Below are 18,480 nucleotides of genomic sequence, written 5' to 3'. Positions count from 1 at the left end.
GCCCCGTGGGGAGAAGGGGGCGGCGCGCGGGTTTCACGGGGTGGTGCCGGTCGCCGCGGCGGTCAGGCGTACACGCCTAAGTGGAACAGCGAGTAGCCGTAGCCGGTGCCGCGCTGGGTCATGTCCAGGCGTACGTACCGCCCCGAGGCCGCGATGCCGACGTCGTCGATACCGCCGTCCCCGGTGGACGTCGCGTACGCCGTGCGCCAGCTGCGGCCGTCGTCGGAGACCTGGACGGTGTACGCCCTGCCGAACGCCGACTCCCACACCAGCTGGACGTGCTTCAGCTGCTTCACCGCGCCCAGGTCCACCTGGAGCCACTGCGGATCGGCCCAACTGCTCGCCCACCGGGTGTCGTTGCGACCGTCCGTGGCAAGCGCCGCACCGCACGGACAGCCGCCCCAGGTGTCGTTCTGGAAGGTCGAGGCAGTGGTCGGCCGGTTCAGCGCCACGTCCGTGCCCGGCACCGGCGGCGGGACGACCCGCACCGAGCGCTGCTCCACGCCGACGTTGCCCCGGCCGTCCTTGACCTTCACGTACAGGATCCACACGCCGGTCCTGCCCGGCGCCGTGACCCGGATGGTGCCGTTGCCGAGGGCGCCCGAGGCGGCCGAGAGCAGCCCGACGCTCCCGTCGACGTACTTGCCGCCCCAGAGCACCTCGTACGAGAGCGCGTCGCCCTCCGGGTCGGTCGCCGGGGCCTGGAGGGTGATCTCCTTGCCCGCCGGCACGGCCGAGGCGTCGGCGACCGAGGGCACGGACACGGTCGGCGGCAGGTTGTCCCCGGCCGTGTTCCCGCCGTACATCCGCTTCACCGCGTAGTAGGCCTTGCGCCGCTCCCCGGCCGGGGTCAGGTTGAACCAGTGCCCGCCGAAGTCGTATTCGGTGCCGTAATGGAAGACGGTCGCGCCGAGCGCCACCCCGCGGTGGCCCGTGACGCAGTTCCACGCGTTGGTGTAGCCGTCGGCCATCGCCTGGTCGCCGACCTGCCGCGGCACGCCGTTCGCGTCGTTGGGCACCTCCCATTCGCCCGCCGGGCCGGTCTCGGTGATGATGTACGGCTTGGTGTAACCGCCCTGCTCCCAGGCCTGCTTGACGCCGCAGACCTCCTTGTAGGAGTTGACCGCGTACAGGTCGAGGTCGGGGGAGTTGCGCTTGTAGTACGTCCAGGCCCCCACCCAGGCGTCGGTGGAGGTGACCGGGTGGTTGGCGTCGATGCGGTGGACGGCCTTCGCCACGTCGTTCACGAAGGCGGTGTAGGCGTTGCGCTGGTTCTCCAGCTCCGTGCCCGCGTAGCAGTTCTGCAGGCCGAGCACCGATTCGTTGCCGACGTTCCACATCAGCACGCCCGGGTGGTCCCGGTAGGTCTGCACCCAGCGGGTGAACTCGGCGAGCATGTCGTTCTTGTACGTGGTGTCCGTGACGTAGTTGGTGCAGCCGCCGCTGCCGGGGCCGCCGCCGGGCTGGAGCCAGAAGCCCGCGATGACCTTGATGCCGTTGGCCGCCGCCGCGTCGAGCAGCGGGCGGCTGCTCGCGTCGGTGCCCCAGGTGCGGATGGTGTTGGCGCCCAACGACTTCACGTCGGGCAGCAGGCGGGCCGCGTCGGCCGGGGAGGGACCCCAGGTGACGCCCTTGACCTGGTACGGCGAACCGTTCACCTGGAGCTGCCAGTTGCCCTGGGAGCCGGTCACCCTGACCACGCTGCCCGCGGCGTGCGCGGGCAGGGCGGGCAGGGCGGTGACGGCTCCGGCGAGCAGGGCCGCGGCGGTGAGGGTACGCATGCGCGTGAGCATGCCGGTGCCTCCTTGGAGGAGTGGGGGGAGGGGATCGCGCGGGGAACGGACGGGCCTACGGGAGGCGGTAGTCGGGGCCCAGTACGGCGCCCGCCGCGGGGTGGGTCTCGTCGTAGCCGCGGGCGTTGCACTGGAGGCCGCCCTTGATGCAGTGCTCGACCAGGGCGCTCAGTGTCCGGTCGTCCCACGCGTTGAAGAAGTCGTAGTGGAAGGTGTGGCCGGCCCCGCTGGAGAGCCGGACCTGCGACATGTCGCCGCTGACCGGGAAGGCCATCTTGAACTCGACCATGGGCAGCGCGACCGGGTGGTCCGCGGGGCAGACGTTGTCGTTGTTGCCCGGCTTCACCACCGGGTAGGCCATGTGCGCCTTGTGGTCCGGGGTGTCGAGGTTCTTGCCGTCCCAGCAACTGGGCGCCTGCATGCGGATGTTGAGCTGCGTGCCGACGGGGCAGTTGGCCGGGAACTCGACGTTCTTGAAGCTGTCGCCGCACTCCCAGCCCTCGACCCAGCCCTTGTGGGCGCGGAACTCGGCAGCGGTCTGGGTGGGGCTGCCGACGACGAACCGCAGCCCCTTGGGGAAGGGGCGCACGCTCGTGTAGTCGGTGACGCCCGTCTTGTAGTAGATCACTTGCGGTCCGGTGGGCAGGACCGGCCGGGTGCCGTTGTAGAGCGTGGGCATCCAGTAGCCGGACAGGTCGCCGGGCGCGTTGCAGGCGGTGCCGCCGGCGCTGAGGGACGCGGTGGTGCTGAAGGCGTTCGTCGTGGTGTTGCCGAGGAACGTGTGGTCGTGCGAGGCGCCGGGGCGGCCCGCGAAGACGATCGGGTCGTCGGGGGCGGTCCTGCTGACCGCACAGTTGGCCTGGAACTCGTGGAAGTACCGGTCCGGGGGGTTGTTCCAGGACGGGCTCACGCCGGTGACCGGCGGTACGGCGGGGATGTAGCCGTCACCGTCCGGGTCGTCGCCCCCGGCGAGCGGGGCGGCGGCGGTGTGGTCCATGCCCTGGTGGACCGCGAGGCCGGCGTCGGGTGAGGCCTGTGCGGTCAGCGTGGTCAGGCCCAGACCGGCGGTGGCGGTCACGGCGCAGGCGACGGAGACGAGGGCGGCGGACAGGGCCCGCGGGTGGAGTGTCATCGGTTCAGCTCCTTCGGGGAGGGGGAGGGTGCGGCCGTACGGTGCACTGGGAGAGCGCTCTCTCAGGTGGCCCGGAAAACGCGGGGCGGCCGGCGGCCGCCCCGCGTCCTGCGGGGATCAGGGGTGGATCAGGGGAACGAGACGACGGTGGACGGGGTGGTCGACGTACCCGAGGTCGGGGCGCCGGTGCTGTTGATGACGTGCTCGTACTGGCCGTTGCCGCCCAGGGAGACCACCAGCAGGTCGTGGAACCGTACGCCGGGCTTCACCGGCACCTCGAAGCCGTGGTCCTGACGGATCGTCGGGTCGACGTTGTAGTAGCAGTAGCTGCCCAGGCCCCAGCCCTCGTGGGTGGTCACCGAGTCCGCGACCTTGTACGCCGCGAAGCCCTTGACCGATCCGTTCTGCACGGCCGCCTGGTTGGGGGCGTCGTAGGCCTTCTCGTTCTGGAAGAAGATCGTGCGGCCGCGGTCGCCGTTCCACTCCACGTCGTACTTGTTGAAGTGCTCGACGAACAGGCCGGTGGCCAGGACGTCGTCACCGTTGACCCGGAAGCCGTAGTCGGAGCGGTTGGTCTCCCAGCCCACCCCGTCCCCGTGGTCGGCGCGCCAGATCCACGTGTGGTCGACGATCGTGTCGTGGTTGTTGACGACCATGCCCGCCGTGGCCTTGCCCGCGCCCGCGCCGCCGACCCGGATGAAGACGTCCTGGACGGTGGTGGGGTTCGCCGCGTGGTCCGTGGTGGTGCCGGCCGGGCCGACCTCCAGCAGGCTCGGCGAGTTGACGGTGCCCGCGTCGACGAGGAAGCCCGCGAGCCTGACCCCGTCCACGTCGGCGACCTTCATCGCGGTCACCCCGTTGTCCGGGACGATCGTGGCCAGGCCGAGGCCCAGCACCACCGTGTCGGCGCGGTTGACCTGGATGGTCTGGTTCACGTGGTAGACGCCGGGGGTGAAGAGCAGGTGCAGGCCCTGGGCCAGCGCCTGGTTCATGGTCGCCGCGGTCGTGCCCGGCTTGACCACGTAGAAGCGGCTCAGCGGGACCGAGGTCCCCTGCGGCGCTCCGTTGCCCCAGGACGTGCCGCGCGCGTTGACGCGCTTGGCGGGCACGAACACCTTGTACTCGGACCCGTCCAGGTACAGGAAGGGCTTCTCGCGGGAGACGGGCGTCGTGTCGAGGGTGGTGTACCGCGGGTCCGGGAAGCTCTGCGCGGGCGCCCCCTGCGTGCCCGAGAACACCTGGTTCCAGACCGAGTTGTTCCAGCTGCCGATTGAGCTGTCGCGCGTGTACCACTGCTGCTGCGAGTAGTTGCCGACCTGCCCGTCGATCTTCGAGTCGGCGATGTAGCCGCCGGAGGCCCAGCCGTAGCCGTTGGGGGCGAGGTTCAGGCCGCCCTTGACGTGCATCCGGCGGAAGGGGGCCGCCTGGGAGACGGCCCAGCGGTCGGTGCCGTTGACCGGGTTCAGCGCGAGGTTCTCCGCCGAACGCCAGAAGTTCTGGGTGGCGTTGCCGCCGAACCAGCCGGCGTCCACGGTCACGTCACCGTTGATCGTGGTGTCGTCCGGGTTCAGGCCGAGGCCCGAGATCGAGGTGTAGAAGCCGATCTGGGCGTTGAGGCCGTTGTACGTGCCCGGCTTGAACAGGAACTGGTAGCGCCCGGAGCCGAATTGGGCGGACTCCTGCTGAGCGAAGACCTGGTCGAGCCGGGCCTGGATGTTCGGCGTCGACGGATCGAAGACGATCACGTTGGGTCCGAGGTCCCCGCCACCGGGCAGGGTCGGACCGGTGCCGCCCGGGGTGCCGTAGACCTGGAACTCGAACAGCGAGTAGCCGTAGCCGGTGGCGCGCTGCGTGCCGTAGACCCGGACGTAGCGGGCGGTGCCGGAGACGTCGTGGGTCTGGACGCCGCCGGTGCTCGCGGCCGTGGAGTACGCGGTGCTCCAGTTGGTGCCGTCGGTGGACAGCTCGACCCGGTAGGCCTTCCCGTAGGCCGTCTCCCAGCGCAGGACGACCTGGTTGACCTGAGCGGGCGCGCCCAGGTCGACCTGTATCCACTGGGGATCGGCGAACTGGCTCGACCAGCGGGTGCCGTTGTCGCCGTCCACGGCGGCGGCGGCCGGGGTGCCGGCGCCCTCGATGCTGGACGCGGTGGCGGGCTTGCCCTGGGAGAGCAGGGTCGGAGCCGCCTGGGCCGCGGTGGCGGGGAGCAGCATCAGCAGGGCCGCGACCAGCGCGGCGGCGAGCGCCGCCGCGGTGAGCCGCGGCGGCCGGTCGGAGAGCAATCGCATGGAGGTACTCCTGACGTCGGGGATCCGGGGGGATCGAAGCGTGAGTGAACTGCCCCCGGGTGGGCCCGTCAAGAGGTGCAGCGTTCATGAACTGAAGACCCGTGGATGCGTCAAATCGATGGCAGGCCCGTGAACTTGGGGTTTCTTCAATCCTTGTGAAAAGTATTGACGAAAAAAGTCGCGAGCGCTTGGCTGAGACTCCCAACGGCTCCGTCCGACCCTGCCCCGAGGAGACCCGGGAGGCCGCCGTGCGCACTGCGTTCGGAACATGGCGACACCGCCGCGTTCACGGGCGAACCGCCTTCGCTACTTGTCAGGCCGGGCCACCGGTGCGCCCGCAGCCACCCCGCTACCGGGGCGGTGTCGGTACGTCCCCGCCCGCCACCCGGGCCACCTCCACACCCGGCAGCCCCGCGGCCCAGCGCCGGGCGATGACCGCGAGCCGCTCCGCGTCCGGCGGGGTCCCACCCAGACCGATCGCGTACCGGATGCTCCCCGGGGCGCAGGCCGGGGCCGGGGCGAAGGGGCGCGGCCAGGCGTGCGCGTCCACCGCCCCCGCCTCCTCCAGGGCGGCGAGCAGCGCGCGCATCCGGCCCCGGACCCGGCCCACCGTCTCCTCTGCCTCGGCCTCCGCTCCGGGAGCGGGGCGCACGGTGACCTGCGCCCAGGCCGCGTGCCGCCGGTGCAGCGGCGGCGGGTCGAGCAGCGCGGGCCAGGGCCCGGGCCCGCTCTCCGTGATCTCCCACGCCCGGTACAGCTCGCGCACCAGCAGGTCGCGGAAGCCCGGCCCCACCTGGGCCGTGCAGGAACGCACCGGCGCGGTCGGGGTCAGTACGGTCACCGGGGCGTCGGTCGCGCGGTCCGAGGTCACATCAGCCGCGGTCGCTTCCGGGGGCATGGCGTCCGCCGCGGTCACGGACCCTCCCGCAGCCGGCCCGTCCCGCAAGGCCACCGGCAGGCGCCAGTCCCAGGCCGCCCACCCGCCGAAGAACTGGCGCAGCAGCGCGTCACCGGTCAGGCCGGCCGCGCCCGCGCTCTCCGTCGTACGCGCGGCGAGCACCGCCCAGGCCAGCCCGGGCAGGCCGCCGAACGGAGCGCAGTCCAGCCCCCGGGCCCGCGCCCACTCCTTCACCCGCCGGGCCAGCTCCGCGAAGGCCGCGTGGCGCTCCGGGCCCACGGCTTCGCGCACCGCCACGGCGTCGCTCACCGCGCTCAGCGCGAGCGCGGCGCCTTCGCCCCACTCGGCCCGCCGGGCCACCGCGCGACCGGGATCGACCTCCGCGCCCGCGACGACCGCGAGGTCAACGTCCAGCGCGCCGACCCGCAACCGCAGCCCGGGTACGCGCGCCCCGTGCACCTCCCGGACCCGGACCGCCTCCGGCAGCGCGGCCACCACCCGCTCGCGCAGCCGCGCCGGCTCCACCGGCCCCGCGAGGGCCGCCACCAGGTCCAGGTCCGCCCCGGACAGCGCGCACCCCGTCCGGCGCGATCCGGCGACCTCAACCACCCCCTCGGACAGGGCCCGCGCCAGCCGCTCCGTGACGGAACGCGCCTGCTCCTCCAGGAAGTCCGGGGCGTCCGGGCCACCGTCCGGCCCCGCGCCTCCGTCCGCCTCCGGCCCGGCCGACCCCTCCGGCAGCCACCGCACCTCGCCCGTGCCCAGGGCCACCGTGAACCGCACCCGCATCGCTTCCCCGCCCCGCCGGGACAGCACGGCGAGCGATCCCACCCGCACGGAAGCCCCCGCCTCCGGAGCCGCGGCCAGCACCTGCGCGCACCGGGCCGCGTCGCGTGCCGGATCCGTACTGCGACCCAGCGTCAGATGCGGGGTATACCCCTCGGCGCGCCCCCCGCACCCGGGGAACCGGCCTACCAGCGCCGCCCGCAGTTCCTGCCAGGGCGCCTCACCGCCCGCCGCCGGGTCCAGCCACAGCATCGCGTCCTCGCGGTGGCCGAAGCTGTGCACGCCGGCCGGACGCGCGCTGAAGGCGGGCACCGCGGCGGCGGCTTCGGCCAGCAGGACGGCCGCCCGGTCGAACGCGGACTCCGGTACGAACCCGAACAGCAGGTTCACGTGCGGCGGCCAGCGGTCCACCTGCGGATCCAGCTCCCGGCGCAGCTCCTGCACGGTGGGCCACAGCTCCGCGGGCGGGATCCAGGCCACGGCGGTCCGCGCGGTCGCCGCGGCGTCGAGCACGGCCGGCCCGCCCCCCGGGTCGGCGGCCGCCCCACCGGTCGTCGGGCCGAATCGGTCGTCAGGCGGCCCGAGTTCGAGTTCCGCCGCCACCCCGAAGTGATCGGACACGAACAGTCCGTCGGCGGTGGCGGGCCGGTCCCCGCGCAGGACCGCCCCCGCCACCCGGGCCCCGCCCCGCAGCAGGATCCGGTCCAGCCGGGCGGCGCGCCCGGTCAGCGAGCCCACGGCGGCCAGCGGATTGACCGCGGGGTCGAAGGTCGCCGTCGCGTCCGCCGCCCCGTGCACCTCGGTCCACACGTCCCGCAGCCCCAGCGCCCCCGCGGGCCCCTCGGCGCCCCCGCGCCCGTCGTTGAAGTCGCCCATGAGTACGACCTCGCCGTCGATCCCGGCCAACCCATCGGCCAGTTCGACCAGTTCGGCCGCCCGCCGGCCCGCGCCGTCGGCGGAGTGGTCGCTGCTGAGGTGGGTCGCGGCGACCACGAGCGGCCCAGCCGCCGTCTGTACCGTGATGGCGGCGACCCCCTTGTGCGGCCCCAGGGCGTGAACTCCCGCCTCGCGTACGGGCATCCGGCTGAGCAGCAGCAAGCCGGTACCGGGCACGTCCCGGCCGCGCGGAGACGTGCCCACGGTGCAGGAGGCGCGTACCCAGGGTTCGGCCAGGAGGAGGTCGAGCAGCCGTGGTTCGACCTCCTGGAGCGCGATCACGTCGGCGTCGGCGGCGGCCAGCTCGGCGAGCAGCAGCGGGCGCCGCCGCGCCGTCTCGATGAACGGGCCGTCGTAGCGGTCCCACAGCGTGTTCCAGGTCAGCACGCGCACGGTCGCCCCGGCCGCAGCGGTCACCGGCGCGAGCCCGGTGAGGGCGGCTCCCTCGTCCGGCACCCAGCCGCGCGCCGGGTCCCAGACGTGCGCCGTGCGCGCCGTGAAGAAGGGCGCGCGCAGCAGCCGGGGGGCGCGCGCCCGCCCGGCCCCCGAGGCCTCGACCCGGTCCACGCCGGTCGCCCGGTCCCACACCCGCTCCCCGTCCGCCTCGACGAACAGCACCCGGTGCCAGGGGATGTCGCCGCCCGGCACGAAGGAGGTCAGCGGCATCCGCTTCGGGTCGGCCCCCCGCTGGAGCAGCCCCATGACGAACCGGGCGGGATCGAAGCGGGGGTCCCAGCGGACCTGGTGGTACAGCTGCTCACTGGTGCGCATCACGCCGGCCCCCCGTCGTGCCGGTCTCGTCCGGGTGCCCGTCGTACAGCCCGCCCGCCGTGTCCTCCACGGCGCTGCCCGCCCCGATGTACCACGTCCGGTGCGCCTCACCCGGGTACGGCGGCGCGAACCGGCGCAGCTGGGCGTCCAGGACCGCGGGCGGCACCGGATGAGCGCGCGTGCCGTTGCGCCGCAGCAGCGCCTGCTCGTCGGCCAGGACGACGGCCTGCGTCACCAGCGCGTCCCGGCGCCGGGCCACCGCACCGACCAGCGCGCGCTGCGGAGCCACCAGCGAGGTGGCGTCCCACACCACCGTGCCCCCGGCAGCGAGCGCCGCGTCGAGCCGGTCCAGCCCCTCCCGCAGCACCTCGCCGTTGGCCCGCTGGTCCGACCGGGCTCCGCGCGCGGAGCGCAGGTCGTCCAGCGAGACGTACGCGTCCACCCCCGGCAGCGCCCGCCCGAAGGTGCTCTTTCCGCTGCCCGACGGCCCGACCAGCTGGACCAGCCGGGGGAAGTCCCCGTCCCGCCACCGCCAGGTCGCCGCCACCGCCTCCTCCACGCCGCCGGCCCGGCCCTCGGCCCAGGCCTGGCGCGCTTGCGCCCAGCACCGGTCCGCCGCCTGCCCGTCGAGTCCCGCCAGCGCCTCCCGGAGCCCCGACCGCAGCGGCCCGTACGGATCGGGGCCCAGCAGCCCGGCCTCCTCGGCGCACAGCGCGGACCATTCGACGCACTCCCGCGCCCCGGCGCCCTCGGCGTCGGTACGCGCCCCCGCCACCGCCCCGGCGACCGCGTGCAGGACCCCGAGATCGGCCGCGGCCGCCATCCGCGCGAGCCCCGCCGCGCGCCCGTCGTCGGGGAACGGCAGCTGCAACCGCCCCTGCAACCCGACGAGATCCGCCACCCGGCGCGCGAGCGGCAGCCCGAGCGCTTCCGCGAGGCGCGGCGCGAGGAGCCCCCGGTGCGCGCCGTGCAGCGCGGCGGCCAGCACCCCCGCCAACCGGGCGTCCCCCGACCGCCCCAACCCGTCGAGCCGGGCGACGGCCCCGGCCACCCTCTCCGCGCGCGCGTCCGCGCACTTATCGACAGGGGCATCCGCATGGTCCCCGGCGTCCGGCACGCCCGCTGCCGACAGCACGGCCGGTACGTCGGGCATCGCGCCCGAACGGACCGCCCATAGCGCGGCGGCCGGGCCGAGACCGTTCTCCACCACGGACGCGAACATCCAGTGCGTGCCGGTCTGCACATGGCCCCCGCGCACCCATTTGGCCACGTGCCGGGCGAAGGCCGCACGGTCGAAGCCCTCCACGGAGCGCACGACGTACCCCTCGTGGCGGCTCGTGTCCAGCTTCAGCCTGCGCAGCGCGCGCTCGGCCGGCGCGTCCAGAACGCCCCGCCACAGCACGCGCGGCACCGGCACGCCGAGCCCGGTCAGGAACCGCACGGTCCGGTCCCAGTCGAGGCACCGGTCGCCGTCCCAGACCGAGAAGCCGTAGAACCAGCTGTCCAGCGCCTCGTAGGCGAGGGAGTGGCGCGCGTAGAGGTTCTCGCCGCAGATCCGCCAACCGGCGGGGATGCGCGGGCCGATGCGGCCCTGGAGGGCCTTCACCCAGGCCCGCGAGGGGTGGTGGGCCGAGTCCAGCGAGCGGGCGTGCAGACCATCGGTGTAGATGCTCGTGTTCTCGCCGTCGAGCTTCTCGGTCACGACGACCTCGCGCCCCGCGAGCCCGGGCATCCCCGACAGGTCCCCGGTCCGAATGTCGTCGGGCGTGGCCCCGGGCGACCACGGGACGTGCGGCGTGCGGGGATAGTGGGTGCGCATGATCCGCTCCGGTCGGCGAGGTGGTCCCGCCACTGTAGGAAGGCGTACCGGGCCGATCTACCGATTATCGCTCCGGCGCGGGGCCGTCGAGCCCGCACGGGCGGCGCCGTTCAGCGGCCGAACCGGTCCGCGCACAGCTGGGCGAGGGCCGGAGACGCCGTCCCCCGGGCGGCCGCGCAGATCGCCGCCATGTCGGAGGCGCGCCCCGGTGCGGCGGGCCGTGCGTGCGGACGAGGCCGGGCACGCGGCGTGCGCGCCTTCGGCGGGGCGGGGTCGCGCCGCGTGTCCGAGCGGTGCGGGGCCCGGTGCCGGCCGTCGTCGGCGCCTTGGGCCGCGTGGTCTTCCTGGTCTTCTGGGTCTTGGTCTTCGCCGCTGGGCGCGGGGCCGGCCGGTGCCTGATCTTCCGCTACCGGAGCGGGTTCCTGCGGCAGGCGCCCCAGGGGCAGCACCGGAAGGGCCGCACGCGTGGGCGGGGCGGCCGTACGGACGGCCGCCCCGCCCGGAGCCGCCGGTGCGACCGTCACACATCCGGCGCACCCCGCCCCGAGGACGAGCGCGGCAAGAGACAGGGGCACGACCCGGCGCAGCTGCATCCGCCCACCCTGCCGCATCCGGGACCCGGGCGGGTGACGGCGTCACGCTCACGGGTGAGGTCACCATCGCCGGGTTGCGCGCGCATCGGCGCCCCTGAGGTGACCTCGTGCGCGCGGCGTACGCCCGGCGCCGTAACCCGGGGGCCGCGCGCGCTGTTGCACAGGTGCAGGGGAACGGCTCCGCCCCGCCTGTCACGAGCCCGCCCCGGCCCTCTCCCACCCACGGTGAACGGAGTACCGATGCCGCAGTTGACCGACACGGACCGGACGGACCGCGCGGACCACGCGACCGAGGACTGCACGACCGAGGAGCACCCGACCGAGGACCGCACGGCCGAAGGGCACGCGGCCGAAGAGCACGGGGGTGTGGACCGTCCGGCCGGGGAGCGGGAACTTCCCGAGCCCGCCGTACCGGCCCCCGTGACCCCGGGCCGGCTCGCCCACACGGTCGGGACGTGGATGACCGCGGCCGAGTACGGGGCCTCGCGCGCCGCGCTCTGGAGCGCCGCGTGCGTCCTGGTCACCGACCCCGACGGGCGGGTCCTCGTCCAGACCGTGGACTACCGTCCCGACCGGTTGCTGCCCGGCGGGGCCGTGGACGCGGGGGAGGCGCCGTCCGCGGCGGCCGCCCGCGAGGTGTACGAGGAACTCGGCATCCGGGACCACTTCCCCCGCGGCCTCGCCGTGGACTGGATCCCCGCCGACGCCCCCGGTTTTGAACCGGAGATGCGCTTCCCCGGCGAGATCCTGCACGTCTTCGACGGCGGCACCTGGAACGCGGAACGCATCGCTGCCATCCGCCTCCCCGCCCAGGAGATCACCGGCGTCCACTTCGCGGAGCCCGCCGATCTGCCGGGTCTGATGCACCCCGGCGACGCGCGGCGCGCACTGTCCGCCCTGCGGGCCCGCATCGAGGGCGGCGGCCCCGCCCTGCTGGAGGACGGACGGCCCACCACCCCCGGCGCGCTCGACCGGCTCGGCGCGCTGCGCACCCGGCGCACCCCGCAGCGGGGCACCTGGTGCGCGGGCCCGGCCCCGGAGACGGCGCGGGTGGAGGACCGGGCGGCCTGGCTGTTCGCCCCCGACGGGCGGGTGATGGTCCTGATCGACCACGCCACCGGAAACGCGCGGCTGCCCGAACCCGGCCCCGAACTGACCATCACCGAGGCGGAGTTGCTGGGTCACCTGACCGAGGAGGGCGCGGCGGGCCGCGGTGTGCGGATCCGCTCCGCGGCCCGGCTGCGCGCGCTCGGCCCGGCCGCCGATGCGCGGCACGCCCGCCTGCTGGCCACCCCGGAGCAGGTCCGGGACCTCTGCGACTGGGGCCCCGCGGCGGCGGACCAGCTGACCGCCGTGCACGCGGCCCGTACCCGCCTCGGCCTGCCCCGGTCCCCGCGCCGCCCGTGCACGGAACTCCCGGCGGAGGGTCTGGCCTGGTGAGCGCGGGCGTTTCGTACCGGCACCGGGCGCCCGGCATATAGTTTCAGGGGCCACGCGTCGGGTGATGCGGTACCGGCACGGGAACAGGAACGGGGTGGCGGCATGGGCCGGACACTGGGGGAGATCCTCGACGCGGCGGCACGCGGGCAGTTCCCGCCGCCCGACGGGGGTACCACGGTGGTCGCGCAGGAGCGGCACCGGGACGCCGGGGTGATCGCCTTCACCGCGCATTCCGTGGTCTTCACCGACGAGGACCCCGCGTGGGTACGGTCGGCCCTGGCCACCGTCGACTGCGACGGCCTGGCCGCCACCATGAACCCCCGCTTCCTGGCCGCCCTGCTGGACCGCACCGGGCGCCGGCACGACACGATCGACTTGATGACCGTGGCCGACCCGCTGCCGGGGGAGCCGCCGCTCGCCCTGCGCGAACTCGCGGACCGGGACCACCCCCGGGTGGTCCGGGCGCGCGCCCGGCGCGACGACGTACGGGTGTGGGCCGCCGACGGCGGGGTCGTGGTCCTCGGCCGCGGGGTCGCGGGCCGCTGGGAAACGGCGATCGAGGTGGACGAGCCGGCCCGGCACCGGGGCCTGGGCCGCGCCCTCGCCACCGCCGCCCGCCACCTGGTCCCGGGCGGCGCCCCGGTCTGGTCCCAACAGGCTGCGGGCAATGCCCGCAGCATCCGCGCCTTCCAAGCCGCCGGCTACCGCCCGATCGGCTCAGAGGCCCTCCTGATCGCCCCCTGACCCCGGAAACCGCCGGGTGAAGCGCAGGGCCCACCCCGGCCCGATCCAGCCCCGCCCACCATGAGGCGCAGGGCTACCCCGGCCCGATCCAGCCCCGCCGGCGTTTGAGGCGCCGCCGGAGGCCCCCCAGGCGCAAGCCGGCACTCACGCTCTCCGCCCCCTGCGCCGCTACCGGGGGGCGCCGAGACCAGTGGCCGGGACGGCCCGGCCCGGGCCGCTGCTCACCAGGGAGCGCACCGCGGCACCCCGTCCCCCCTCGGCCCCCCCAGGGGCCCGCGGCAACCCCCCGCACCAGCCGATCCGTTACCCCCCGGCCCCCCGCCGAACCCCTCCGCTTCGCCGCAGCCTCGTCATGTACCCGTCCCGTGGTCTAAGGTCTGGCTACCCGGCCAGGTGTCAGTGCTGATTCCGTGCCATATCCCGGAGGACGACTCTCCATGTCGCAAGCTGCGCGTCTCCCTGTCACCGACCCCCCCGTGCTGTCCGCAGCACCGGTCCCCACGGGGTTCAAAGACGTGAAGGGATGGTTCTGGAACGTCGACCAGCTGCTGTTCGACTGGTTCCTGCAACACCAGAACGCCGACGCCGAACACCGCGGTGACCTGCTGGAACTCGGCGCGTACATGGGCAAGAGCGCGATCTACATGGGCGGTTACCTGCGCGACGGCGAGGAGTTCACCGTCTGTGACCTCTTCGACTCGCCCGCCGAGGACGCGTCCAACCTCGCCGAGACGCAGTCCTCGTACGCCTCGCTGACCCGCCAGGCTTTCGAGGCCAACTACCTCGCCTTCCACGAGGAGTTGCCCACCGTCATCCAGGCCCCGACCTCCGTCGTCGGTGACCGCGTACGCCCCGCCAGCTGCCGGTTCATCCACATCGACGCCTCGCACCTCTACGAGCACGTGCACGGGGACATCGAGGCCTCCCGCGTCCTCGCGGCGCCCGGCGCCGTGGTGGCGTTCGACGACTACCGGTCCGAGCACTGCCCCGGCGTCGCCGCCGCCGTATGGGGCGCGGTCACCTCGTCCGACCTGCGGGTGATCTGCGTGACCGGGACGAAGCTCTACGCGACCTGGGACGACCCCGCCCCGCTGCAGAAGGCCCTGGGCACGTGGCTGGAGGGCCGCGAGGACCTGTGGCACGGGATCGACCACGTCGCGGGCGCCCCGCTCGTGCGGATCGGCGGCCAGCGGGCGGACGCCGGCCCCGAGCCGAAGCCGCTGAAGGCCCCCGAGGTCCCCGTGCTGGCGGCGGTTCCGGCGCAGCCCAAGCCCGCACCCCGCGGGCGGCGCGTGCGCAAGCTCGCGAAGGACCTGCTGCCGCCCATCGTGACGCGCGCGATCGTCGCGGGACGCCGCCACTGAACCGTAGGCCGTAGGCCGGGCTGCGCGAGAGCGCACCGGCCTCCGGCGCGGGACGCCACCACTGACCCGCACGCGGAAGGCCGGGCTGCGCGACGCGCACCCGGCCTCCGGTCACTCTCACCGTGCGCGGTCAGACTCCGCGGCGCACCCGCGCGGCCGCCCGCGCCTCGGCGGCCTGGCGGGCCTCCGTGGTCTTGCGGGACTCCTTGGCCTTGCCGCCGCCGGGCCGGCCCGGCCGGGTGCCCATGCCGCGGAAGGCGAGGGTGCTGGTGCCCTTCCCGCCCTTGCCGCCCTCTGCGGGCACGGACCCGGCGAGGGGCACGCCGGACGGCTTCTTCGCCCCGGTGATCCTGCTCAGCAGGGAGTCGCCCGACCGCACCTGGGTGATGGTGGGGCGGATCTTCGCGTCGGCCAGCAGCCGTGTCATGTCGCGGCGCTGGTTCGGGGTGACCAGGGTGACGACCCGGCCGGACTCGCCCGCGCGCGCCGTACGGCCGCCGCGGTGCAGGTAGTCCTTGTGGTCGGCGGGCGGATCGACGTTCACGACGAGGTCGAGGTCGTCGACGTGCAGCCCGCGCGCGGCCACGTTGGTGGCGACCAGTACGGTCACCGCGCCGGTCTTGAACTGGGCCAGCGTGCGGGTCCGCTGCGGCTGCGACTTGCCGCTGTGCAGGCCCTCGGCCCGTACGCCGTTGGCCCGCAGGTGCCGGGTGAACTGGTCCACACCGTGCTTGGTGTCCAGGAACATCAGCACCCGCCCGTCGCGCGCCGCGATCTCGGTGGCGGTCTCGTACTTGTCGGCGGCGTGGATGTGGAGCACGTGGTGCTCCATCGTCGTCACCGTGCCGACCGACGCGTCGACCGAGTGGACGACCGGGTCCTTCAGGTAAGTCCGGACCAACTGGTCGACGTTGCGGTCGAGGGTGGCGGAGAAGAGCATCTTCTGACCGTCGTGGTGCACCTGGTCGAGGATCTCGGTGACCTGCGGCATGAAGCCCATGTCGGTCATCTGGTCGGCCTCGTCGAGCACGGTGATCTTGACGCGCTCCAGGTGGCAGTCGCGCCGCCCGACGAGGTCGCTGAGCCGTCCCGGCGTGGCCACGACGATCTCGGCGCCGGTCCGCAGGGCGCTCACCTGGCGGCTGATGGACAGACCGCCCACCACGGTGGCCATCCGCAGCTTCATGGCGTGCGCGTACGGGGTCAGCGCCTCGGTCACCTGCTGGGCGAGCTCCCGGGTCGGTACGAGGACCAGGGCCAGCGGGCGCTTCGGCTCCGCGCGCCGTCCGGCCGTCCGGACGATCATGGCCAGCCCGAAGGCGAGGGTCTTGCCGGACCCGGTCCGCCCGCGGCCGAGGATGTCCCGGCCCGCGAGCGCGTTGGGCAGGGTGGCGGCCTGGATGGGGAACGGCTCGCGCACCTCCAGCTCCGCCATCGCCGCCATCAGCTCCTCCGGCAGCCCCAGCTCGGAGAACGCCGCCACCGCGGGCAGCGCCGGCGCGACCGTCTGCGGCATCGCGAACTCGCCCTGGAGCGCGAGGGGCCGCGCGGACTTCTTGGGGGACTTCGCGGTCTTGGGGGGCCTGCCGGGCTGGACGCCGAAGCGGCCACGGGCTGACGGATTCAAACGGAGAACCTTCCTCGATACGGAGCACGTCGTCGAGGAGTCCCGACCCGGGCCGGGGAACGGCGGCGGGCGGGCACGCGCGAGAACGAGCCGGAACGAACCGGGGCCCGTACCCAGCGGTACGGGCCCCGGCTTCGTCGTGCGTAGGCGCCTGACCGAAGGCCGTGCGCCACAAGTAACCATCCCATTCTACCCCCGGCCCCCACCGGCCGGGGGCGCGGCCCCGGGCCGGAGAACGGTCCGCTGCGTGCGCCTGTGGCCGGGCGGCCCGTTCACCAGCGAACGGCGGTGAAGTCGATCGGGCGCGGCCGCAGCCGCCGGGTGCGCTCGGCCAGGGTGCGCAACCGCCGGGACATCTCCTCGGCAGGCAGGCGGCGGCGATCACCGTGGCCCGGCAGAACCCATGCGAAGCGGACCCGCCCGGCCGTCCTGACCAGTGAGGTGGCCAGTTCCTCGATGGAATACCAGGTCACACTGTCCGCGACTGCCAGGTCGCCGGCGGCGCGGGACCAGTAGAAGCTGTCCCCGCTGAAGCAGTACCGGTCGTCCGCGAGGTAGAGCACGCTGCCCCGGGTGTGGCCGGGCAGCGGGTGGGCGGTGACTCCCTCGCCGATCTCCACGGGCTCGCGGCCCCGGATCACCTGGTCAGCGGTCGGCTCCGCGTCGAGGTCGCCCTCGTGGATCCACAGCCGGGCGCCGAAGTGGTCGGCGTAGCGGCGGCCGTGCGCCGCGTGGTCGCGGTGGGTGAGCAGCACGTCGGTGACCGGGCCCACGGCTGCGTAACGTTCGGCGAGCCCACGACTCCAGCGCGGGGTGTCGATCATCATGACCGCGCCGGAAGGCCGCAGCAGCAGGTAGGAATTGGCCCCGGCCGTCTGGGGCGAGTTGTGCCCGCACAGCAGCACGCCGCTGTCCAAGGGCATCGGGAAGGGGTCGAGCCGCTGGTCCGGTCGCCCGGAGGCGGGGCGGATCGAGCGGGTGGGGCAGGCGAAGACGGCTGCGTGCAGATCCCGCGTCTCCCTGTCGTCGCGCGGCGGCCGCAGGATCCGGGACCTTCCGTTCACCTCGCCGATCAGACCGGGCGCGAGCTGTCGTGCGACATCGCAATTGAAGCAGCGCTCATCCACATACCAGCCGTCCACGGCACGTGTCCTTCCATGGGGCAGCGCAGGGGGCAGCGCCTCCGATCGGGGCGCCCTTCAGGGATACCCCACCCCCGTCCGGTCCCGGTAGGCAGTGGCGATCTTGTACTTCCCGCCCTGCCGTGATCTCCGGGTACCGTCCACCGCCCTGGAGGGAGGAGCATGGGATCATGGACCTTCCGCCGACCGACACCAGGGCCACCACCCCCACCACCACCCCGAGCGCCGCCCCCGGCCCGACCGACCACCGCCCCGACCGGTGGTCCGGCGCACTGCTCGACCTCGACGCCTATCTGGCCCGGACCGGCTACGACGGGCCCCGTGAGCCCACGCTCACGGTCCTGCGCGACCTCCAGCGCGCCCACACCACCGGCATCCCCTTCGAGAACGTGCACGCCGTCCTCGGCCGGGACCTGCCGCTCGACCTCCCGTCCATCGAGGACCGCCTCGTCCGGGACCGCCGCGGCGGCTACTGCTTCGAGCACGTACTGGTCTTCGCCGCCGCGGTCGAACGCCTCGGGTTCCACGTCACCGGCATGATCGGCCGGGTCAGCCTGGGCGCTCCCAAGGTGCTGCCCGCCACGCACGGCCTGCTCGCCGTCACCACCCGCGACGACGACCGCAGGTGGCTGTGCGACGTCGGCTTCGGGGCCGGTCCGCTCGGCCCGATCGAGATCGCCGACGGGGCGCGCATCGCGTACGACGGCTGGCAGCACCGGCTGGAGCGACGGCCCGGTCCCCACGGCATCGACCAGTGGTGGCTGTACCAGAGCGCTCCCGGCCCGTCCGGCCCGGACCACGACCCCGAGCGCGCCGCGACGCCGTGGATCGACCGGCACACCTTCACCCTCACCGCCCAGTACCCGATCGACTACGTCGTCGCCAGCCACTTCGTGGGCACGCACCCGCGCTCCCCGTTCGTCCGCCGGTTGTTCGCCCAGCGCATGACCCCGGCCGCCCACCACAGCCTGGACGGCCTGACGCACGTCACCACCCGCCCCGACGGGACGGACACCACCGAGCAGATCGCCCCGGAGGCCCTGGACGGGGCCCTGCGGGAGGTGTTCGGGATCGCGCTCACGGAGGAGGAACTCCGGGAGGTCGCCGCCCACCGATCGGCCGCCGCCGAAGCGGGAGCGTGACGGTC

At 74.2% G+C, this 18,480-nt stretch carries 11 protein-coding genes; 4 read left to right on the top strand and 7 right to left on the bottom strand.

The annotated features are described in order from the left end of the window. Positions 1 to 62 precede the first annotated feature (62 nt). The 5 genes from ABZY31_RS26925 to ABZY31_RS26905 form a co-directional block, all read right to left on the bottom strand. Positions 63 to 1,793 (bottom strand): discoidin domain-containing protein, encoded by a 1,731-nt coding sequence (locus tag ABZY31_RS26925; RefSeq protein WP_356415040.1) that lies wholly within the window; start codon positions 1,791 to 1,793, stop codon positions 63 to 65. A gap of 55 nt (positions 1,794 to 1,848) precedes the next feature. Continuing rightward, positions 1,849 to 2,925, bottom strand: coding sequence for a DUF1996 domain-containing protein (locus ABZY31_RS26920; RefSeq protein ID WP_356415037.1), 1,077 nt, complete (start codon positions 2,923 to 2,925; stop codon positions 1,849 to 1,851). Positions 2,926 to 3,053: 128 nt separating this feature from the next. Beyond that, positions 3,054 to 5,213, bottom strand: a complete 2,160-nt coding sequence (locus ABZY31_RS26915) for a discoidin domain-containing protein (protein WP_356415035.1) — start codon at positions 5,211 to 5,213, stop codon at positions 3,054 to 3,056. A 349-nt stretch (positions 5,214 to 5,562) separates the two neighbouring features. Then, on the bottom strand, positions 5,563 to 8,604 hold the full coding sequence (locus ABZY31_RS26910) for a poly(A) polymerase (RefSeq protein ID WP_356415049.1): 3,042 nt from the start codon (positions 8,602 to 8,604) through the stop codon (positions 5,563 to 5,565). Then, positions 8,591 to 10,423: an RNA ligase family protein gene (locus ABZY31_RS26905; RefSeq protein WP_356415032.1), complete on the bottom strand. Its 1,833-nt coding sequence runs from the start codon at positions 10,421 to 10,423 to the stop codon at positions 8,591 to 8,593. The genes ABZY31_RS26910 and ABZY31_RS26905 overlap by 14 nt, the downstream gene beginning before the upstream one ends. Positions 10,424 to 11,256: 833 nt before the next feature. On the opposite strand from ABZY31_RS26905, the gene ABZY31_RS26900 reads away from it, so the two are divergent. The 3 genes from ABZY31_RS26900 to ABZY31_RS26890 all read left to right on the top strand — a co-directional run bounded on the left by ABZY31_RS26900 (position 11,257) and on the right by ABZY31_RS26890 (position 14,564). After that, positions 11,257 to 12,456 carry an NUDIX hydrolase gene (locus ABZY31_RS26900; protein ID WP_356415029.1) on the top strand — a complete coding sequence of 400 codons (1,200 nt, stop codon included), beginning with the start codon at positions 11,257 to 11,259 and terminating at the stop codon, positions 12,454 to 12,456. Between the two features lie 102 nt (positions 12,457 to 12,558). After that, positions 12,559 to 13,200 carry a GNAT family N-acetyltransferase gene (locus tag ABZY31_RS26895; RefSeq protein WP_356415019.1) on the top strand — a complete coding sequence of 214 codons (642 nt, stop codon included), beginning with the start codon at positions 12,559 to 12,561 and terminating at the stop codon, positions 13,198 to 13,200. A 515-nt stretch (positions 13,201 to 13,715) separates the two neighbouring features. After that, positions 13,716 to 14,564: a class I SAM-dependent methyltransferase gene (locus ABZY31_RS26890; protein ID WP_356415016.1), complete on the top strand. Its 849-nt coding sequence runs from the start codon at positions 13,716 to 13,718 to the stop codon at positions 14,562 to 14,564. Positions 14,565 to 14,694: 130 nt separating this feature from the next. On the opposite strand, the gene ABZY31_RS26885 is transcribed toward ABZY31_RS26890, so the two are convergent. After that, positions 14,695 to 16,080 carry a DEAD/DEAH box helicase gene (locus ABZY31_RS26885; RefSeq protein WP_356415046.1) on the bottom strand — a complete coding sequence of 462 codons (1,386 nt, stop codon included), beginning with the start codon at positions 16,078 to 16,080 and terminating at the stop codon, positions 14,695 to 14,697. A gap of 383 nt (positions 16,081 to 16,463) precedes the next feature. Further along, positions 16,464 to 17,333: an MBL fold metallo-hydrolase gene (locus tag ABZY31_RS26880; RefSeq protein WP_356415014.1), complete on the bottom strand. Its 870-nt coding sequence runs from the start codon at positions 17,331 to 17,333 to the stop codon at positions 16,464 to 16,466. 170 nt (positions 17,334 to 17,503) lie between these two features. Between ABZY31_RS26880 and ABZY31_RS26875 the strand changes: the two genes are divergently transcribed. Beyond that, positions 17,504 to 18,475, top strand: coding sequence for an arylamine N-acetyltransferase (locus tag ABZY31_RS26875; protein WP_356415012.1), 972 nt, complete (start codon positions 17,504 to 17,506; stop codon positions 18,473 to 18,475). Positions 18,476 to 18,480 lie beyond the last annotated feature (5 nt).

Source organism: Streptomyces sp. NPDC006529 (assembly GCF_040611795.1).
Classification (GTDB): domain Bacteria; phylum Actinomycetota; class Actinomycetes; order Streptomycetales; family Streptomycetaceae; genus Streptomyces.
The sequence above is the reverse complement of the archived record's forward strand: the minus strand, read 5'-3'. Positions and strand labels throughout refer to the sequence as shown.